The organism is Streptomyces sp. NPDC002588, assembly GCF_040295925.1.
Classification (GTDB): Bacteria; Actinomycetota; Actinomycetes; order Streptomycetales; family Streptomycetaceae; genus Streptomyces.
Genome location: NZ_JBEOWF010000001.1, coordinates 527,917 through 547,137, shown reverse-complemented (window position 1 = coordinate 547,137; position 19,221 = coordinate 527,917). Strand labels below are relative to the sequence as shown.

Sequence of the window (19,221 nt, the reverse complement as noted above, 5' to 3'; positions counted from 1 at the left end):
TGCATTGGAAGTGGATCAAGTCGTAGCGGCGAGTTCGACGAGGTGCCGGGCGGTGCCGGCAGGATCGATGATCTGATGGAGGTGTGCGCCGGGCAGGTGTGCCACACGCCAGCCGCGTTCGCGCGCCTCGGCGGCGAGGTCGTCATAGGGAGGGCCGAACAGCAGGTAGGAGCAGGGGTGGTCGTCCCAGCCGTCGGGGACCGGGATGTGCTGCTCGTAGTAGGACAGCGGCAGGGTGGGCTGCTCCTCGATGACTGTCTCCCGCATCGTCGGATCAGAGAACATGGGGGCGACGTCTGCCTCGTCCCACCAATCGGTCCAGCGTGGCAGCCTGCCGTTCACCGCCATCGGCCGGAGGAACTCCAGCACCTCGGGTGAGGCGACAGGGGTTCGCCCGGTCCGGGCCGGCAGCGCGGCATCGACGAAGATCGAGCCGGTCACCGGATGGTCGAGGGCCGAGCGAATCACCGGTACGAACAAGCCCGCGTTGCTGTGAGCCACCAACGTGACGGGGCTGCCGGCCGAGACCTGCTGGAGGTCGTCGCGGACGGCGCTGACAACGCGGGGCCAGAACGGCGGGGCACCGGTGCCGATGTGCAGCACGGACGGCACCCGTACCTGATATCCCGCCGCCGTCAGACGTTCGGCCACCGGGTGCCAGGTCGAGGGACCCACCGACGGACTGTGCACGAGAACGAAGATCGGCTGCATGGGACGATCCTGGCGCCCATGCCATCGGAGTCGCGACAGTCTTGGCCGACAGCAGAACGCGTTGCTTCGAAGAAGCTCACGCGCCGCCACAACCCGGCCGTTCACAACCACTGGTCAATGGCCGCGATGAGGACGGTGACCTCGTAGCGGACGGCGAGCTTGTCGTATTGCGTGGCCACGGCCCGGTGCCTCTGTCGTACGAGGTGGCGTTGGGGGTGCTGGGCGGCCCTACCGGTCGGAGTGATCTTGCACTCCGTGTCCAGCCTGGGCGTGCTGCGCGGATGCTCGTGTCGGCCAGGCGGAGTGTCGCGGGCGACGACCCGCCCGCGACAGTTCGGGACTCCGCGTGGCGGGGTCAGAACTGGTTCTCGCCGCCGTTGACGTGCAGGGTGGTGCCGAGCATGAAGCTGCTGTCCGCGGAGGCGAGGAAGGCCACCGCGGCGGCGACCTCCTCCGGGCGCCCCCTGCGACCGATCGGCACTCCCGCCGCGAGTTCCGCCTTGACGGCGGCCGCGTTCTCCTCGCCGATGGCGATGTCGACTCCGGGGGTGTCGATCGCGCCCGGTGCGACCGTGTTGACCCGGATGCCCCTGCCCTTCAGCTCGTTGGCCCAGGTCCGCGCGAGGGACCGGATCGCGGCCTTCGACGCCGCGTACAGGCCGAAGGCCTCCCGGCCGTCGTCGGCGCGAATGGAGTCGTTGAAGATCACCGAGGCGCCGTCGTTGAGCAGCGGCAGCGCCTTCTGCACGGTGAGCAGTGTGCCCCGGACGTTGACGCCGAAGATCTGGTCGAACTGTTCCCCGGTGGCCTGCGCCAACGGTGCGAGCGTGGCCATGCCCGCGTTGGCGAAGAGCACGTCCAGGCCCCGGCCGCGGTCACGGATCGCGTCGTACAGCCGGTCCAGGTCGGCCGGCTCCGATATGTCGCCCGGCACCGCGGTGACCGCGGAACCGATCGACTCGACGGCCCTGTCGAGCGCATCCTTGCGCCGGCCGGTGATGAACACATGGGCGCCCTCGGACGCCAGCCGCGTGGCGGTGGCCAGGCCGATTCCTGTGCTCCCGCCGGTGACGACGGCGGTCTTGCCTTCCAGCTGTCCCAATGCTTGAACTCCCGAAACTTAGATACCGATCGGTGCAGAATGGAACGGTAACACTTCTGCACCGATCGGTATCAAGGCCGTAGGATGGAGCCGTGGAGATCACCCGGAAAACAGCGATCGGCCGGCCGAGAGGCTTCGACGCCGACGAGGCCCTGGAGCGGGCGATGATGGTCTTCTGGGAGCAGGGCTACGAAGGCGCCAGCCTGACCGACCTGACCCGCGCCATGGGCATCACCCGCAAGAGCATGTACGCGGCCTTCGGCAACAAGGAGGAGCTGTTCCGCAAGGCCCTGGAGCGCTACACCGAAGGTCCCGCCGCCTATGCGGCCCGCGCACTGGAGAAGCCGAGCGCCCGGGAGGTGGCCACGGCGTTCCTCGCCGGCTCCGTCAGCACGACCACCCGCCCCGGCTGCCCCGCCGGGTGCCTGGGCGTGCAGGGCTCGCTGGCCGCCGGCGATTCCGGACGGGTGGCCCAGGATGCCCTGACCGCCTGGCGCGACGACGGCCGTGCTCGCCTCCGCCACCGGTTCCAGCAGGCCGTCGACGAGGGTGATCTGCCCCCCGGCGCGGACCCGGAACTGCTCGCCCGATACGTCATGACCGTGGCGAACGGCATCGCCGTCCAGGCTGTCGGCGGCGCCACCCGCTCCGAACTCCAGCAGGTGGCCGACGCGGCGCTGCGGAACTGGCCACCCGTCTGACAGTAGATGCCCCGCAGGCGCGTGGTGGCGTGCACAGCAACCGGCCACGCTCGTCGGTGAGCGCGAGGAAGAGCCGGCCATGGGCCGCGTGTTTCCCGCTGTAGTTGCGGCGGTTGTCCTTCCCGGTGCGGCGCCGGGTGCGGATCAGGGTGCCGTCGGCCAGGACGACGTGGCCGCCCTTCTCGGGTGACTTTCTTCAACGCGCGCTCCAGGCGCTCGGCCGGGCGGCGAGCAGGCTGACCGCTTCCGGCACCCAACGGGGCGCCGGGGCAGCGGAGATGCGGTTGCCGCCCGCCATGCCGGCAAGGCGCTGGTCATGGCGCAGGACGGCAAGAACGATCGTCGCGATCCTCCCGGCCGGGAGCGTGCGCCACCGCGAGCGGATCTTCTTCAGGTGGCTGCGCGGCAGGTCGCCGAGGAAGGTGAGGGTGGCCGTGGACAGGTGCAGGCTCGGCTGGTGGACAACCGTCTCAGTGCCCCCGGCGGAGCTGGTTTCCTTTGACATGAACCATCAACTGCCGCCGAGGACACGGACGTTACGGCCCGATCCGCACGCGTGACCCTTGCGGCGGCCGGCGGGTGGCTTCCATGCCGGGTTGCCTGGAGCACAACGAAGCCTCCAGGCAACCGACTTCAGGCTCTAGAAGAAGCCCAGCTTCTTCGGCGAGTACGACACCAGCAGGTTCTTCGTCTGCTGGTAGTGCTCCAGCATCATCTTGTGTGTCTCACGGCCGATCCCCGACTGCTTGTAGCCGCCGAAGGCGGCGTGGGCCGGGTAGGCGTGGTAGCAGTTCGTCCAGACGCGGCCCGCCTGGATCGCCCGGCCCGCGCGGTACGCGGTGTTGATGTCACGGGTCCACACGCCCGCCCCGAGGCCGTACAGCGTGTCGTTGGCGATCTTGATGGCGTCGTCGAAGTCGTCGAACGAGGCCACCGAGACGACCGGTCCGAAGATCTCCTCCTGGAAGACGCGCATCCGGTTGTCGCCCTCGAAGATCGTCGGCTGGACGTAGTACCCGCCCTTCAACTCGCCGTCGAACTCAGCGCGTTCACCGCCCGTGAGCACCTTGGCGCCTTCCTGCCGGCCGATGTCGATGTACGAGAGGATCTTCGACAGCTGCTCGCCGGAGGCCTGCGCGCCGATCATGGTCTCGGTGTCCAGCGGGTTGCCGGGCTTGATCAGCTCGGTCCGGGCGACCGCCGCCTCGAGGAAGTCGCCGTAGTTGCCGCGCTGGATCAGCCCGCGCGACGGACAGGTGCACACCTCGCCCTGGTTCAGCGCGAACATGGTGAACCCCTCGAGGGCCTTGTCGCGCAGCTCGTCATCCTTCTCCCACACGTCGTCGAAGAAGATGTTCGGCGACTTGCCGCCCAGTTCCAGCGTGACGGGCTTCAGGTTCTCGGCGGCGTACTGCATGATCAGCCGACCCGTCGACGTCTCGCCGGTGAAGGCGACCTTGGCGACCCGCGGACTGGAGGCGAGCGGCTTGCCCGCCTCGGGGCCGAAGCCGTTGACGATGTTGACGACGCCCGGCGGCAGCAGGTCCGCGACCAGGCTCATCCAGTAGTGCAGGGACACCGGGGTCTGCTCGGCGGGCTTGATGACCACCGCGTTGCCGGCCGCGAGCGCCGGGGCCAGCTTCCACGTGGCCATCAGGATCGGGAAGTTCCACGGGATGATCTGCGCGACGACCCCGAGCGGCTCGTGGAAGTGGTAGGCCACCGTGTCGTCGTCGACCTCGCTGAGCGAACCCTCCTGGGCGCGCACCGCGCCGGCGAAGTAGCGGAAGTGGTCGATGGCCAGCGGGATGTCCGCCGCCAGCGTCTCGCGGACCGGCTTGCCGTTCTCCCAGCTCTCCGCGACCGCCAGCGGCTCGAGGTAGGCCTCCATGCGGTCGGCGATCTTCAGCAGGATGTCGGAGCGTTCGGAAGCCGACGTACGGCCCCAGCCCGGCGCGGCCGCGTGTGCCGCGTCGAGCGCCCGCTCCACGTCCTCCTCGGTGCCGCGTGCGACCTCGGTGAACGGCTGTCCGTTCACAGGGGACGGGTTCTCGAAGTACTGCCCGCGGGCGGGAGGCACGTACTCGCCACCGATGAAGTGGTCGTAGCGAGCCTGGTAGGAGACGATCGAGCCCTCGGTTCCGGGCGCCGCGTAACGGGTCATGCCGGTGTGCCTCCCTCAGCAGGGCCGCCCGCCGTTGGACGGCTCTGGGCGGAGGCTAGGGACCCGGACGTTGCAGCAACGTTGCGACCCGTCGTGCGCCGGCCGGGACCGGCACGCCCTAGCGGTGCGCCCGGGCCTCAGGTGCCGACAGCTCCCGCTCCAGCGCCGCCAGCCGCGCCCGTATCGGCGCCGTCGGACGGGTGGCCGCCAGCGCCCGCCACACGTCGAGGTCGTCCTCGCCCCAGGGCGCGTGGGCCCAGTCCGACAGCAGATCCGGGTCGTGACCGGCGATCAGCGCCGCGCGCAGTTCGCCGGCCAGGCGATGTCTCAGCCGTACGACCGCCGGCGCCTGGGACGCCGGCAGCAGCGGCCCGGTGTACGCCGACATTGCGGACGTGATCGCGCCGGCCGCCAAACGCCGCTCCACCACCGAGACGTCCGACTCCACGGCAGCGGTGAGCCGGTACGGGCGCGACGACAGCAGGTCCGGTCCCAACACCCCACGCAGCCGGGCCAGTTCGGCCCGCAGAGTCACCGGGGTCACCGACTCGTCCTCGTACAGTGCGCACAGCAGTTCATCCCCGCTGAGCCCCTCCGGATGACGGGCCAGCAGCACCAGGATCTCGCTGTGCCGGCGGCTGAGTCTGATACTGCGGCCGGCGGTGACCAGGCGTGCCTCGTCCCGGCCCAGCGCGGTCAGTTCGGGCGTGCCGGTCCGCGGCCGCTCTGGGGCGAGCAGCGCGAGATGGGACTCCGCGGCCCGCGCGACCGCCTGGACGAAGCCGAGGCTGTGCGGGTGAGCCAGCCCGTTCCCTCCGGTGATGTCGACCGCACCCAGCACCCGCCCGGTCCGCGGATCGTGCACCGGCGCCGCCGCGCACGTCCACGGCTGCACCCTGCGGATGAAGTGCTCCGCCGCGAACACCTGTACCGGCCGGTCAAGGGCGACAGCCGTGCCCGGCGCGTTGGTGCCCACGGCGCTCTCCGCCCACCGGGCGCCCGGCACGAAGTTCATCCGCCCCGCCTGCCGTCTGGTCTCCGCGTGGCCCTCGACCCACAACAGCCTGCCGTGCGCGTCGCACACCGCCAGGAGATGCTCGCCGTCGGCCGCGAACGTGCCCAGGAGCTCCCGGAACAGGGGCATCACCCGCGCCAGCGGGTGCTCGGACCGGTACACGCCGAGGTCGCCGTCGCTCAGCTCCACGCTCGCGGTGCCGTCCGGACCGACCCCGGCCCGCGCCGAACGCCGCCACGAATCGGCCACGACGGCCCGCACCGGCCGCGGCACCGTGCCCGCCTCGGTGAACGTCTGGTGCGCCCGGCGCAGGATCCGCACCCGTTCGTCGGGGTCGGCCCCTGACTCCAGGGCCACCCAGGGATCGGTAGACAACTCGTCCTCCCGGAAGACGACACGGCTGGGGACATCGTCACTCCGGGTGTGCGGGGCGACAACCGTTTGGACGCGGCTCGTCCGAAGGTGGGCGTCCGATTTTCGGTCCGGACCGGATCGACCGCCTCTCAGGTGCGGTTGACGAGTCTCATGTAACGGCTCCAGTCCCAGTCGCGGCCGGGGTCGGTGTGGTCGGTGCCCGGCACCTCGTAGTGGCCGATGATGTGCGCACGGTCCTTGGGGATGCCGTATGTCTCGCAGACGGCTGCCGTGAGCCGGGCCGAGTGCTCGTACAGCACGTCGGTGAAGTAGGCCGGCCGGTCCACCCACCCCTCGTGCTCAATGCCGACGCTGCGTGCGTTGTACTCCCAGTTCCCCGCGTGCCAGGCGATGTCGGACTCCCGCACGCACTGCGCCACATGGCCGTCGGCGGAGCGTACGACGTAGTGGGCGGACACCCGCTTCTTCGGGTTCTGGAAGACGGACAGGGTCTTGGCGTAGCCGGTCTGTGTGACGTGGATGACCACGCGGTCGACGGAATGGGCCGTGGGGCGGTCGGAGGGCGTGTAGTTGGAGGCCGTCGCGGGCTGCCATTCGGCCGGGCGGTAGTCGACGGCCTCGGTCTGCGCACCGGCCCGTGCGTCCGGGAGCAGGGCGTACGGCACGGCCGCGAACACGGCGCCCCGCAGCAGCCGCCGTCTGGACGGGGTGGGCGAGCATCGGGATGGTTCCACAGGGAGTTGCCTTTCCGGTCGTGCTCCTGCGGGGCGCTGACGGCTGCGCCCCACGTGGATCACGTTACGGCGATCACCCGTCGGTCAGGGGGAGGCCGCGCAGTCCGGTGGACGAGCGCCCGGCTGTGGACAACTCGCTCACTCGAACGTGGAGTTCCGCGTAACCGGCCTCACGTGCGGTGCCCTGCCACGGCGGTGCCTTCAGAGGCGCTGCCGTCACGGGCACACTGCCTCACGGTGGCGCGCGCCCTGTGTCACCCGTCGCCGGTCAGACCTGCTCCGCCACCGCGGCCGGATCGTCCAGCACGGCCCGGACCACCGAGTGCGCGGCTCCCAGCAACGGCCCCTCGGGACCCAGCAGGGAGACGGAGACCGGCCGGGCGGGCCCGGCGGTGCGCCGGGCGAGTTCGTCCTCTAGGGACGGCAGCAGCCAGGGGGCGAGCCCGGCCAGCGCACCGCCGAGCACCACACTCTCCGGGTCCAGCAGGTTGAGCGCCCCGGTCAGGGCGACGCCGAGGGCCGTTCCCGCCTCGCGCAGGGCCCGTCGTACATCCGGGTCGCCGTCCGCCGCGCGCCCCGCGAGGAGACCGACGCGGTCACCGCCCGGTTCCAGCCCGGCCGCGCGCAGCACCGCCTCCTCGCCGGCGTACTGTTCCAGGCAGCCCCGGCCGCCGCACGCGCACGCCGGCCCGTCGGGGTGGACCGGCACATGGCCCAGTTCGCCCGCGAAACCACGGGTGCCGCGCAGCAGGCTGCCGTCCACCACCAGCGCCGCGCCGATACCGATCTCCGCCGACACGTGCAGGAAGTCCCGCGGGGTGTTCGCCCCCAGCCAGAGTTCGGCCAGCCCGCCGAAGTTGGCCTCGTTGTCCACCGTCAGCGGCAGGTCGCCGGGCAGCAGCGCGCCGAGGTCGATGTCGTGCCAGTCGAGGTTCGGGGCCCGTACGACGGTGCGGGCGTCCCGGGCGACCAGGCCGGGGACGGCCACCGCGAGGCCGGCCGGCCACAGCCCCTGGCCCTCCGCCTGCTCCACGACCTCGCGCAGCAGTCCGGTCAGCTCCTCGATCACCGGCTCGGGGGCGCGGCCCCGGTTCGTGCCGTGCCGCACTGCCCGGGCCCGCACCTCACCGCGCAGATCGACGACGCACACCGCGAGATGGTCGACGCCGACCTCGGCGCCCAGCCCCGCCGGGCCCCGGCCGCTGACCGCCAGCGCCGATCCCGGCCGGCCCACCCGGCCGGGCCGCTCCGGCCCCAGCTCCTCCAGCAGGCCGGTGCGTATCAGCTCGTCGACGAGGGTCGAGACCGCCGCGCGGGTGAGGCCGATGCGCGAGGCGACCGCCGCCCGGGACAACGGTCCCTCGGCGTTGACGGCGTGGATCACCCGGGCCAGGTTGCGTCGGCGCATGCCCTGCTGGGTGTCGGGCAGCGCACGCCCCGGGCCGCCGGCGCGGGCCTCGTGCAGAGGTGACGTCATGTCTCTGTCGATTCGTCGATGCGTCGATTCATCGGGTCGTCGTCTCGCGGTCTCGTCGTCTTGTCGGTCTTCCGGTGGTCAGCGGGTGGGTTCGCTCCGCTCCAGCAACGGGGCCGCGTCGGAGAGTACTCCGGAGATCCTGGCCAGCGTCGCGTCGTCCCGTTCCACGGCGTCGAGCACCGGACCCCGGGCGGTGTTCCAGCGCCTGGCGACCGCGGCAGGGTCCTCGCCGGTCAGCAGCCCGGCCGCCTGCGCCGCCGCGCCCAGCGCGACGAGTTCCTTCGCCTCCGGGATCTGCACCGGCCGCCCGGACAACCGTCGTACGGTCTGCTGCCAGGCCGTGCCCCGGGCGCCGCCGCCGATCAGCAGCAGCGGGGCCGCGCGGTCCGCGTCCGCGTCGAGCACCAGGTCCAGCGCGCCGAGCAGCGCGTGCACGGCACCGTCGTAGGCCGCCTGCAGCAGCTGCCCCGCGGTGGTGTCGTGGCGCAGGCCGTACAGCAGCCCCGAGGCGTTCGGCAGGTTCGGGGTGCGCTCGCCGTCCAGGTAGGGCAGGACGGTGAGGTCCCCGGTCGGCTCCACGGCCTCCCGGTCCAGGCGCAGCAGTGCCGCGAGCCGGTCGACGGCGAGCGTGCAGTTCAGGGTGCAGGCCAGCGGCAGCCAGTCGCCGTGGGCGTCCGCGAAGCCCGCCACCGTGCCGGTCGGATCGGCGGGGCGCCGCTTCGAGACCGCGTACACCGTGCCCGACGTGCCGAGGCTCAGCACCGGCGTACCGGGACGCAGCCCCAGGCCCAGCGCGGCGGCAGCGTTGTCGCCGGTTCCCGGCGCCACCAGAGTGCCCTTGGCGAACGGCAGGTCGTGGCTGTCGCGCACGGTGCCCGCGACCTCGCCGGGCCGCACCACACGGGGCAGCAGCGCCGGGTCGAGCCCGACGTGCGCGAGGATCTCCGGGTCGTAGGTCTCTGTCGCGGACGCCCACCAGCCGGTGCCGGAGACATCGCCGCGGTCGGTCGTGCCCTCGCCCGTGAGCCGTTCGGTGAGGTAGTCGTGGGGGAGGCGCACGGCCTTCGTCCCGCGCACGGCGTCCGGCTCGTGCTCGGCGAGCCAGGCCCACTTGGTGACGGTGAAGGACGCGGCCGGCACGGACCCGGTGCGCTCGGCCCAGAACTTCGCGCCGCCGAGTTCCTCGGTCAGCCGACGGGCCTGGGGGGCCGAGCGCACGTCGTTCCACAGCAGCGCGGGACGCACCGGTTCGCCGTGCTCGTCCAGGGTTACGAGCCCGTGCTGCTGTCCGCCGATCGACACCGCGGCGGCCTCGCGCGCCGCGTCACCGCACTGGCGCAGCGCCTCGTGCAGAGCGTCCCACCACTCGCGCGGGTCGCTCTCCCGGCCCGCCCCGGAGGACACCGTGTGCGGTGCCTGGCCGCTGGCGACGACCTCGCCGGTGGCCGCGTCGACGACCAGCGCCTTGGTGGACTGGGTGGACGAGTCCACACCGACGACGAGCGGACCCTCGGCTGCTGACATCGGGTTCTCCCTCAAGTTTTTCCGCGGCTCTGCGGGATCTGTCTTCCCAGAGATGCGTCCGCATACTAATTTGTAAACGGCCATGACGAAATAGTTCGCCACCGTTCGTACGACAGTCTGCAGAGCAAGGAGCCGCGGTATGAGCTACCAGCCCACCCCCGAGGACAGGTTCACCTTCGGCCTGTGGACCGTCGGCTGGCAGGGAAGGGACCCGTTCGGCGACGCCACGCGGCGCGCCCTCGACCCGGTCGAGACGGTGACGCGCCTGGCCGAGCTGGGTGCCTACGGCGTGACCTTCCACGACGACGACCTGATCCCCTTCGGGTCCTCCGACAGCGCGCGCGAGGAGCACATCAAGCGCTTCCGCCAAGCCCTGGACACCACCGGCATGACCGTGCCGATGGCCACCACCAATCTCTTCACGCACCCGGTCTTCAAGGACGGCGCGTTCACCGCGAACGACCGCGACGTGCGCCGTTACGCCCTGCGCAAGACCATCCGCAACATCGACCTGGCCGTCGAGCTGGGCGCGAAGACCTACGTCGCCTGGGGCGGTCGTGAGGGTGCGGAGTCCGGAGCCGCCAAGGACGTGCGCGTGGCGCTCGACCGTATGAAGGAGGCCTTCGACCTGCTCGGCGAGTACGTCACATCCCAGGGCTACGACCTGCGCTTCGCCATCGAGCCCAAGCCGAACGAGCCGCGCGGCGACATCCTGCTGCCCACCGTCGGCCACGCCCTGGCGTTCATCGAGCGCCTGGAGCGCCCGGAGCTGTACGGCGTCAACCCCGAGGTGGGCCACGAGCAGATGGCCGGGCTGAACTTCCCGCACGGCATCGCCCAGGCGCTGTGGGCCGGCAAGCTCTTCCACATCGACCTCAACGGCCAGTCGGGCATCAAGTACGACCAGGACCTGCGCTTCGGCGCCGGTGACCTCCGCGCGGCGTTCTGGCTGGTCGACCTGCTGGAGAGTGCCGGTTACGCGGGCCCGAAGCACTTCGACTTCAAGCCGCCGCGCACCGAGGACCTCGACGGTGTCTGGGCGTCGGCCGCGGGCTGCATGCGTAACTACCTGATCCTCAAGGAGCGCGCGGCCGCGTTCCGCGCCGACCCGGAGGTCCAGGAGGCCCTGCGCGCCTCCCGCCTCGACGAGCTGACCCAGGCCACCGCCGCCGACGGCCTGCAGAGCCTGCTCGCCGACCGCACCGCCTTCGAGGACTTCGACGCCGAGGCGGCCGCCGCCCGCGGTATGGCCTTCGAGCAGCTCGACCAGCTCGCCATGGACCACCTGCTGGGGGCCCGGGGCTGAACGCACGCACGCGTGGGCGTGGCGTTCGCACGGGATACGCCGGAATCATGCCCTCCATGGCATGAACCGGTATCAACTTCCGTGCGGGGGTCGCGCCCCGAGCGGGTTCGCGGCGACGCTGGACGGTATGGCCACGCCACCCGTACCGCCCCGTCCGCCCGGACCGCCGGGTGACGCACCGCCTCCCGGCGGCTTCGGACCGCCTCCCCACGACTACGGCCACGACGCCTACGACGACGGCACGGGCGGGAGCGACTGGGGGCCGCCGTCGGCCCGGCCCGGCCCCCCGGACGGACCGGGACGGCGTCGGGGCCCCCTCTTCGCCGTACTCGCGCTCCTGGTCGCCGCCGGAGCCGTCCTCGCCTTCGTCCTGATGGTCTCGGGCGGCGAGGGCTCGTCGGACGACGATCCGGCAGGTGGGAGCAGCACCGGAACTTCTCCCACTCCGGCGATCAGCCTGCCGGTGAAACTGCCCAGCGGGCTGCCCAGCACCCTGCCGACCCGACTTCCGAGCACGCTGCCGAGCGAGATACCCAGCGACCTGCAGTCGCTGCTGCCGTCGGTGGAGGAACTGCTTCCCTAGGTGTATTGCCCTGTGAGGTTGGGGACGCGGCTGGCGGGTGGTTGGCCTTTCAGCGCGGTGTGTCCCACTGGAGGGTTCTCAGGGGTGCCTCGGGGTGGAGGTCAGGGACCTTTCAGGGTCGAGTCTGGAACCGCACGAGGCGCGGACCCGTTTTCATGACAGAGAGCGGCAGGGGCCGCGAAGGAGGCGACGCACATGTCGAGAAACGCGAAGATCGCCGCAGGAGGTGTGGCGGTCGGGCTGTTGCTGTTGATCTGGCTGCCCTGGTGGGCGGCTCTGCTGATCGTGCTGGGAGTGCCGACGGCGGCCTATCTGACTCTGGATCCTTCCCAGCGCCGCAGGCTGCGCCGTGTCACCCGCAAGGAGCTCGGCCGCTGAGAGCCGGGGCCGCGGCGTAGCGCATCCCCCGAGGGCGCCGGACGGGCGGGGCCGATGTTGATGACCCCGCCGTCCCTCGCCGGGGACCTCGTGCGGCCTCAGAGCGGGCGTACGGCCATCTTGTCGAGCGCTTCCAGAAGTCCCGGCAGCTCGGCGCCACGGCCGACCGGCAACACCTCGCCGGGCCTGTCGTCGAACAGGACGAAGGCGATGTCGTCCGTCCTGGCCACCAGCGACCACCCGGGGCCGTCGGCGCGCAGGGTCCGTGCGTCCCCGGGGGCGAACGACGAGCGCACCCGGCCCAGCGGCGGCGGGGTGTCCACATAGGTGCGGATCTCGTCGAGCACACGCCGGATGTCGCTGTCGCCCACCGGCAACGCCTTCGCGCCGCCGTCCCCGCCCTGGTCCCCGTCCGTGTCCGTGCCGTCGTCCCCGTCCGTAGCCACGGCGTCCTCGGAGGGGCGGGTGCCGTCCGAGGGAGCGTTGCCGCCGGCGGGACCGTCGCCGTCGCGCGCGGGCGTGAACTCGGAGTCGTCTATCTGCTCGCGCCACTGCGTCCACCGAACGCCGATCTCGTCGGCCCCCATGCGCCGCTGGGCCGGACCCCAGACGGTCGTGTCCGGCGGAGACAGCGCGGGGCCCTCCGCGATCTCGGGTGCGGGATCGTGCGGCGCGGGCACCCCGGGCGCCGCGACGGCGACCGACAGGGGCCACCCAGGCAGGGCGGCGACCACGGTCCGCTCGTCGGGGGAGAGCTCGTGCTCCATCCCGCAGTCCCAGGACGCGATGGCGACGGCGACCAGCGACACGTCGTCGATGGCGACCGTCCACCGCGCGCCCTCGCTGTCCTGGCCCAGCACCAGGCCGTAGCCGTCGGCGAGCGGCGGAAGGCCGAGCGCCGCGCAGGCCTCGGGGTAGTCGTCGCCGAGCACACTCGGGAACTTCGCCGGCGTCAGCAGCGCCGCCGTGAGCACGTAGAGCGCATCGTCCGCGGCGGCGACGGTGTCCTCGTCCGTCCCGGCCATCCCAGCCTCCCCATCGGTTCGTCCAACGGCGCGCACCCTAGTGCGGCGGGAAGCCGCTTGTCACGACTCCCCGACACACCCGGAGCTGCAGCTTTCCGACCTGACGGGGCGAATCGACCACCCTTCACCATCTCGTCACACGGCAGGCAGTCCCAGGAGCGCCCGAGCGACGGCCGCGGGCGACTCGTCGCGCTCCCGCGCCAGTGCCACGACGGCCCGGCAGGCGAGTTCTCTGACCCCGAAGGACAGCGCCTCCGGCGACACCCAGCCCGCCGCCTCGTCGATCCGGTCCTGATCGTCGTCCACGCTGGCAGAGACGTATGAGGCCGCTGCCTCGAACAGATTGTGCGGGCGGTTCCCCGGCTCGGTCCGCGGCCCCACGGCATCGCCCCGACCGCCGGAGTGCGGCTGGGTGCGCAGTGCGTCGAGGAACTTCCGGCCGGCCTTGCGGACGTTGTCGAGCATGGTGATGACCTTCCCCCAAAGTGGTGAGCCGAGTCGAAGTGATCGTGCATCTCCAAGGCCCAACGTAGAGTCGGAGTCACGGCGGCAGAAGGGGGCGGCGCGGTGAAGCGCTTCGCGAGGCTCGAACAGATCCGGAGCATGGATCCCTACGACGACGCTCTGGAGATCTACCGGCTCACCGCTGCGTACGAGTTCCCCTGGGACTTCACCCGTGCCTTGGAGCTGGCCCTGTACCGCACCTACGCGGTGCCGAGCATCGGCCGTCTGCTCGCCGAGACGGCGGAACTGACGGACCACACCCAGAAACGCTACGACGACACCTCACTGCTCCTCGACGCCGTCGTCGAGCACGGCTTCGACAGCGACCGGGGCCGCGCGGCCGTCCGTCGCATCAACCAGATGCACCGCAGCTACGACATCGGCAACGACGACATGCGCTACGTGCTCTGCACGTTCGTCGTGATGCCCAAACGCTGGATCGACGCCTACGGATGGCGGCGGATGTCGCGCCACGAGATCATCGCCTCCACCGTCCACTACGGCACCCTGGGCCGCCGCATGGGCATCAAGGACATCCCCGGGTCCTACGCGGAGTTCGAGGACTGCCTGGATGCCTACGAGGAGGACCACTTCGCCTGGGACGAGGGAGCGCGCCGGGTCTCGGACGCCACCCTCGACCTGATGGCCTCCTGGTACCCGCGGCCGCTCGCCCCCGTCCTGCGCACCGCCACGCTCTCCCTCCTCGACGAGCCGCTCCTGAAGGCCTTCCGCTACCCCCTTCCGAGCCCGGCGGTCCGCACCGTGGTCCGGAAAGCGGTACGCGCGCGTGGACGCGCGGTCCGGCTGCTGCCGCCGCGTCGTGCACCGCACCACGCCCGCCAGAACTGGGAGATCAAGGGCTACCCGAACGGCTATCGCCTGGACGACCTGGGCACCCGCCCGGTACCCGGTCTGCGCGGCTGCCCCGTACGGCACGTGGAGGACTCGGCCACCCAGTGAGTCTGTGAGGCCGGCGGTTCTCGTCGGCGAGTCTCAGGTGCGCGCCCTCAGCCCTCCCGGACGCACAGGGCCAGGAAACGGTCGTCCTCGTCGACGTACGACGTCAGGCGCCACCCGGAGCCGGCCAGCAAGGGCCGCAGGTTCGGCTCCGCGCGCAGATCCTCCGGGGTGAGCCGACGGCCCTGGCGCGCCGCGAGGGCCGCCCTGCCGATCGGGTGGAACAGCCCCAGCGTCCCGCCGGGGCGCACCACCCGGGCCAGTTCCCGCAGGTTCTTCGCAGGATGGGGCAGGTGGGCCACGAGCCCCGCCGCGAACACCGCGTCGAGCGACTCCGGACGCAGGGGGAGCGCGGCGACGTCGGCGAGCAGCAGCCGGCCGTCACGGTCGCGCCCGGCCCGTACGGCGGCCTCCAGCATCGCCGGGGTCAGATCGGCCCCGAGAACCACTCCCGAGGGCCCCACGGCCGAGCGCAGCGGCGTCAGGGCCCGCCCGGTGCCACAGCCCGCGTCCAGTACGCGGTCGCCTTCCCGCAGCCGGAGCTCGGCGACCGCGGCGGCGTAGGCGGGACCGTCATCGGGGAAACGGGTGTCCCAGTGCGCCGCACGCGCCGTGAAGAACTCCTGGACATGTGTGTGGTCGTCGCTCATGTCCCGCATGATCCCTCACCGACACGGAGGACGTCTCTGCGTACACGTTCGAGCGTGAGGCGATCGGTCCGGCGCACTTCTGCGTCATTTTCCAGCACCTTTCGAAATGCGCCCCCTTTGTGCTCCTGTGCCCCTACTAGCGTCCCCTGGTCATGGGACACCTGGACCACGCCGCCTTCGGCTGGCTGACCCCCGTGCTGTCGTACGCGATGGCCTGCACAGGCGCCGCGCTCGGGCTGCGCTGTACCGTTCGCGCGCTCGGAGCCACCGGCCGCTCGCGCCGCAACTGGCTGATCACCGCGGCCTCCGCGATCGGCACCGGCATCTGGACCATGCATTTCGTGGCGATGCTCGGTTTCGCCGTCGGCGGCACCGACATCCGATACGACGTTCCGCTGACCGTCCTCAGCCTCCTCGTCGCCATGGTCGTGGTCTGCTTCGGCGTCTTCGCCGTCGGCTACGGCCAGGGCCGCACGCGCGCGTTGCTGATCGGCGGACTCACCACCGGCCTGGGGGTGGCGAGCATGCACTACCTGGGCATGGCCGCGGTCCGCCTGCACGGCGACGTCTCCTATGACCCGGCACTCGTCGGACTCTCGGTCCTGATCGCCGTCGTCGCGGCGACCGCGGCCCTGTGGGCGGCGCTCAACATCAGGTCGCCGATCGCCGTCACCGTCGCCTCCCTCGTCATGGGGGCGGCGGTCAGCAGCATGCACTACACGGGGATGTTCGCGGTGAAAGTCCGCGTCACGCCCTCCGGCGAGGCGCTGCCCGGGGCCACGGCGATGCAGTTCATCTTCCCCCTCGCCGTCGGCCTCGGGTCCTACCTCTTCCTGACCTCCGCCTTCGTCGCCCTGTCGCCCACCACGGGGGAGCGCGAGGCGTCCGCCACCGCACAGCAGCCGGCGGAGAGCGTCGCCGGTGCGACCGGCCCTCGCCAGGCCCGAACCGTGTGACGGGGCCGGACGGCACGCCCCCCGAACTTCTTCCGAGCGAGGAGGCCATGCGTACACCCCGCAGGACCCACACGGCCGGCGCCGAGGCGCCGCCCCCCGTGCGCGGCCGACGCGCCCACGCCGGGCCACCCGCCGACGAGGGGCCGGACGAATGGACCGACGCGCCCGCCGACGTGACACCCGTGCACGCGGGACGCCGACGGTTCAGGCCGGGCACCGTACGGGCCAAGATCGTCTGCCTGCTGATGGTGCCGGCCGTGTCCCTGCTCGCCCTCTGGGCGTACGCCACCGTCAGCACCGCCCAGGACGTCTCCCGGCTGCGCCAGTTGCAGCGGGTCGATTCCCAGGTCCGTACCCCCGTCGCGGACGCCGTCGCCGCTCTCCAGGCCGAACGGGCGGCCGCCGTGCGGTACGCGACCGACCCCGCCTCGGTGCCGGACAGCGCACTGCGGCAGCTCGCCGAGCGCACGGACGAAGCGGTTGCGAAGCTGCGGCTGGGCGACCACAGCACCGTCGCCGACGGCCAGGGCCTGCCCGCCGAAGTGGCCCAGCGGCTCGAGACGTTCGTCTCGGGGGCCGAGGGGCTCCGCTCGACACGGGCAGCCGTGCTCGACGGCCGCGCCGGCTGGGCGGAGACGTACCGCCGGTACACGACGACGATCTCGGCGGCCTTCTCCGTCGGGGGCGCTCTGTCCGGCATCCAGGACGCCGAACTCGGCTCCGACGCGCGCGTCCTGCTCGAGTTCTCCCGCGCCGCCGAGGCCCTGGCCCAGGAGGACGCCGTCCTCGCCGCCGCGCGCCGGGCCGGCCGCCTCGACGGGGAGCGGCTCAGGCTGTTCACCGGAGCTGCCGACAGGCGCCGTACGCTGACGGAATCGGCCGTCGCCGACCTGCGCGGCCCCGAGAGCACCGCCTGGCAGCGCCTCGCCGCGGGGAGCGCCTACGCAACGCTGGCCGCGACCGAGGACAAGGTGCTCACCGCGGGGGCGGGATCGAAGGCGATCGCCGCGGCACCCGCGCGCACCTGGGACCCCGCTCACACGCGCGTGCAGGACGGCATGCGAGGCATCGAGGCGGACGCCGGACGGGATGTCGCGGAACGCGCCGACCCGTTCACCCGCGGTCTGCTCACCCCGGCCGGCGCCGCGGTCCTGTTCGGACTCGTCGCTGTCGCCGCCTCGCTCGTCATCTCCGTGCGCATAGGCCGCGGACTCGTCGTCGAACTCGTCACCCTGCGCAACAGCGCGCTGGAGATCGCCCGCCGCAAACTGCCCGAGGCCATGCGCAGGCTGCGCTCCGGGGAGGAGATCGACATCCGCGCGGAGGCCCCGCCCGGACTGCCCGCCGAGGACGAGACCGGCCAGGTCGCCGAGGCCCTGACCACGGTGCACCGAGCCGCGTTGCGGGCCGCCGTCGAGCGCGCCGAACTCGCCAGCGGCATCTCCGGGGTGTTCGTCAACCTCGCCCGCCGCAGCCAGGTACTCGTCCACCGCCAGCTGAGCCTCCTGGACAGCATGGAGCGCCGCTCCGACGACCCGAACGAGCTCAGCGACCTCTTCCGGCTCGACCACCTCACCACGCGCATGCGGCGCCACGCGGAGAGCCTGATCATTCTCTCCGGAGCCGCCCCCGGCCGGGCCTGGCGCAAACCGGTCTCCCTGACCAATGTGATCCGCGCAGCCGTCTCCGAGATCGAGGACTACGCGCGCGTGGAGGTACGCCGCCTCCCCGAGGCATCCGTCGCCGGCGCCGCCGTCGCCGACCTCACCCATCTGCTCGCCGAACTCGTCGAGAACGCCGCCCAGTTCTCACCGCCGCACACGCGTGTGCACATCAGCGGTGAACCCGTCGGCAACGGCTACGCCGTCGAGGTGGAGGACCGCGGGCTCGGCATGGGCAAGGAGACCCTCACCGAGGCCAATCGGCGCATCGCGCAGTCCGAGGCCCTCGACCTGTTCGACAGCGACCGGCTCGGACTGTTCGTGGTCAGCAGGCTCGCCGCACGCCACGGCGTCAAGGTGCACCTGCGCACCTCGCCCTACGGCGGCACGACGGCTGTCGTCCTGCTGCCGACGGCGCTGCTGCACAGCGGAAAGACGGAACGTTCTGCCCAGAAACCGCAGAAGGCCGAGCGGGCGGTGGAACACACGCACGCGCGCGTGACCGCTCCCGACCGACACGCTCCCGACAGACATGCCCCAGGCAGCCACACCCCGGACCGGCAGGTCGTCGAACAGGAAGCCGTCCCCGCGCCCGCAGAACGCCCCGCACTGGTCGCCCCCCTCCGGGCTGCCGCCGAACCGGCGACCGGCGACACCCCTCCCGCCGGAGTCACCGCCTTGCGCCTCCACCGCCCCCCGGACGACTCCGACGGATCGGACGGCCTTCCCCGCCGGGTACGGCAGACACACCTCGCCCCCCAACTGCGCCGGCCGGTCCCGGACGAGGCGGCCCAGGAGACGGGCCCGCGGGACGACGACGGACGCACCCCCGAACTCGTACGCGACCGGATGGCCGCCTACCGGGCCGGCTGGGCCCGCGGCGGCGGCAGGAAACCCGGCCGAGGTGTCACCGCGGACCCGGCACCGGGCAGCGACAGCAGCGAAGGAGACCCCGCATGATCCAGGACCCGAGCACGAGGTCGACCCAGCGGTCCGGCGAACTCGACTGGCTGCTGGACGACTTGGTGATACGCGTGAGCGAGGTACGGCATGCCGTGGTGCTGTCCAACGACGGCCTCGCCATCGGCGCCTCGACCGCCCTCAGCCGGGAGGACGCCGAACACCTCGCCGCTGTCGCCTCCGGCTTCCACAGTCTCGCCAAGGGCGCGGGCCGGCACTTCGGCGCCGGCGGCGTCCGCCAGACCATGGTGGAGATGGACGACGCGTTCCTCTTCGTCGCCGCCGCCGGAGACGGCTCCTGCCTGGCCGTCCTCACCGCCGTGACCGTCGACATAGGCCTCGTCGCCTACGAGATGGCCCGACTGGTCAAGCGCGTCGGCGAACACCTCTACACCCCGCCGCGCCTCGGCGCCCGGCCGCCATCCGCCGGATGAGACG

Annotated in this window: 19 protein-coding genes; 8 read left to right on the top strand and 11 right to left on the bottom strand. The window is 71.9% G+C overall.

What is annotated here, in order from left to right:
* Positions 1-15: 15 nt before the first annotated feature.
* Both ABT057_RS02480 and ABT057_RS02475 read right to left on the bottom strand, forming a co-directional pair.
* A complete protein-coding gene (locus ABT057_RS02480; RefSeq protein WP_352340533.1) occupies positions 16-711 on the bottom strand; it encodes a lipase family protein in 696 nt (231 codons plus the stop codon).
* Positions 712-1,066: 355 nt separating this feature from the next.
* Entirely contained in the window at positions 1,067-1,813 is a 747-nt protein-coding gene (locus tag ABT057_RS02475) for an SDR family NAD(P)-dependent oxidoreductase (RefSeq protein WP_352340532.1), read from the bottom strand.
* A 92-nt stretch (positions 1,814-1,905) separates the two neighbouring features.
* On the opposite strand from ABT057_RS02475, the gene ABT057_RS02470 reads away from it, so the two are divergent.
* A complete protein-coding gene (locus tag ABT057_RS02470) occupies positions 1,906-2,514 on the top strand; it encodes a TetR/AcrR family transcriptional regulator (protein WP_352340531.1) in 609 nt (202 codons plus the stop codon).
* A gap of 196 nt (positions 2,515-2,710) precedes the next feature.
* Here ABT057_RS02470 and ABT057_RS02465 read toward each other — a convergent pair whose 3' ends face one another.
* The 6 genes from ABT057_RS02465 to xylB form a co-directional block, all read right to left on the bottom strand.
* On the bottom strand, positions 2,711-3,019 hold the full coding sequence (locus ABT057_RS02465; protein WP_352340530.1) for a hypothetical protein: 309 nt from the start codon (positions 3,017-3,019) through the stop codon (positions 2,711-2,713).
* 135 nt (positions 3,020-3,154) lie between these two features.
* Entirely contained in the window at positions 3,155-4,678 is a 1,524-nt protein-coding gene (exaC, locus tag ABT057_RS02460) for an acetaldehyde dehydrogenase ExaC (RefSeq protein ID WP_352340529.1), read from the bottom strand.
* 118 nt (positions 4,679-4,796) lie between these two features.
* Entirely contained in the window at positions 4,797-6,068 is a 1,272-nt protein-coding gene (locus ABT057_RS02455; protein WP_352340528.1) for a GAF domain-containing protein, read from the bottom strand.
* A 128-nt stretch (positions 6,069-6,196) separates the two neighbouring features.
* On the bottom strand, positions 6,197-6,802 hold the full coding sequence (locus ABT057_RS02450; protein WP_352340527.1) for an N-acetylmuramoyl-L-alanine amidase: 606 nt from the start codon (positions 6,800-6,802) through the stop codon (positions 6,197-6,199).
* Positions 6,803-7,070: 268 nt separating this feature from the next.
* On the bottom strand, positions 7,071-8,279 hold the full coding sequence (locus tag ABT057_RS02445; RefSeq protein WP_352340526.1) for an ROK family protein: 1,209 nt from the start codon (positions 8,277-8,279) through the stop codon (positions 7,071-7,073).
* A 78-nt stretch (positions 8,280-8,357) separates the two neighbouring features.
* Positions 8,358-9,803, bottom strand: a complete 1,446-nt coding sequence (gene xylB / locus ABT057_RS02440; protein ID WP_352340525.1) for a xylulokinase — start codon at positions 9,801-9,803, stop codon at positions 8,358-8,360.
* Between the two features lie 139 nt (positions 9,804-9,942).
* Here xylB and xylA point away from each other — a divergent pair, with 139 nt between their 5' ends.
* From xylA to ABT057_RS02425, 3 genes are all read left to right on the top strand, one after another.
* On the top strand, positions 9,943-11,109 hold the full coding sequence (gene xylA, locus ABT057_RS02435; protein WP_352340524.1) for a xylose isomerase: 1,167 nt from the start codon (positions 9,943-9,945) through the stop codon (positions 11,107-11,109).
* Between the two features lie 127 nt (positions 11,110-11,236).
* Positions 11,237-11,692: a hypothetical protein gene (locus ABT057_RS02430; RefSeq protein WP_352340523.1), complete on the top strand. Its 456-nt coding sequence runs from the start codon at positions 11,237-11,239 to the stop codon at positions 11,690-11,692.
* A gap of 195 nt (positions 11,693-11,887) precedes the next feature.
* A complete protein-coding gene (locus ABT057_RS02425) occupies positions 11,888-12,070 on the top strand; it encodes a tail-anchor membrane protein (protein WP_352340522.1) in 183 nt (60 codons plus the stop codon).
* A 98-nt stretch (positions 12,071-12,168) separates the two neighbouring features.
* Here ABT057_RS02425 and ABT057_RS02420 read toward each other — a convergent pair whose 3' ends face one another.
* Both ABT057_RS02420 and ABT057_RS02415 read right to left on the bottom strand, forming a co-directional pair.
* A complete protein-coding gene (locus ABT057_RS02420) occupies positions 12,169-13,095 on the bottom strand; it encodes a hypothetical protein (protein ID WP_352340521.1) in 927 nt (308 codons plus the stop codon).
* A 135-nt stretch (positions 13,096-13,230) separates the two neighbouring features.
* Positions 13,231-13,560, bottom strand: a complete 330-nt coding sequence (locus tag ABT057_RS02415; protein WP_352340520.1) for a hypothetical protein — start codon at positions 13,558-13,560, stop codon at positions 13,231-13,233.
* Positions 13,561-13,662: 102 nt separating this feature from the next.
* On the opposite strand from ABT057_RS02415, the gene ABT057_RS02410 reads away from it, so the two are divergent.
* Positions 13,663-14,559, top strand: a complete 897-nt coding sequence (locus ABT057_RS02410) for an oxygenase MpaB family protein (protein WP_352340519.1) — start codon at positions 13,663-13,665, stop codon at positions 14,557-14,559.
* A gap of 47 nt (positions 14,560-14,606) precedes the next feature.
* Here the strand turns inward: ABT057_RS02410 and ABT057_RS02405 are convergent, their stop codons facing one another.
* Positions 14,607-15,206: a class I SAM-dependent methyltransferase gene (locus ABT057_RS02405; RefSeq protein ID WP_352340518.1), complete on the bottom strand. Its 600-nt coding sequence runs from the start codon at positions 15,204-15,206 to the stop codon at positions 14,607-14,609.
* 152 nt (positions 15,207-15,358) lie between these two features.
* Here ABT057_RS02405 and ABT057_RS02400 point away from each other — a divergent pair, with 152 nt between their 5' ends.
* From ABT057_RS02400 to ABT057_RS02390, 3 genes are read left to right on the top strand one after another with little or no spacing between them, the layout of a single operon-like run.
* The gene (locus ABT057_RS02400; RefSeq protein ID WP_352340517.1) at positions 15,359-16,162 is read left to right on the top strand and encodes an MHYT domain-containing protein; all 804 of its coding nucleotides are present in this window, start codon (positions 15,359-15,361) and stop codon (positions 16,160-16,162) included.
* A gap of 47 nt (positions 16,163-16,209) precedes the next feature.
* On the top strand, positions 16,210-18,783 hold the full coding sequence (locus ABT057_RS02395) for a sensor histidine kinase (RefSeq protein ID WP_352340516.1): 2,574 nt from the start codon (positions 16,210-16,212) through the stop codon (positions 18,781-18,783).
* Complete coding sequence (locus ABT057_RS02390) at positions 18,780-19,217, top strand: roadblock/LC7 domain-containing protein (protein ID WP_352340515.1); 438 nt, start codon at positions 18,780-18,782, stop codon at positions 19,215-19,217. Before ABT057_RS02395 ends, ABT057_RS02390 begins: the two co-directional genes overlap by 4 nt.
* Positions 19,218-19,221: the final 4 nt, after the last annotated feature.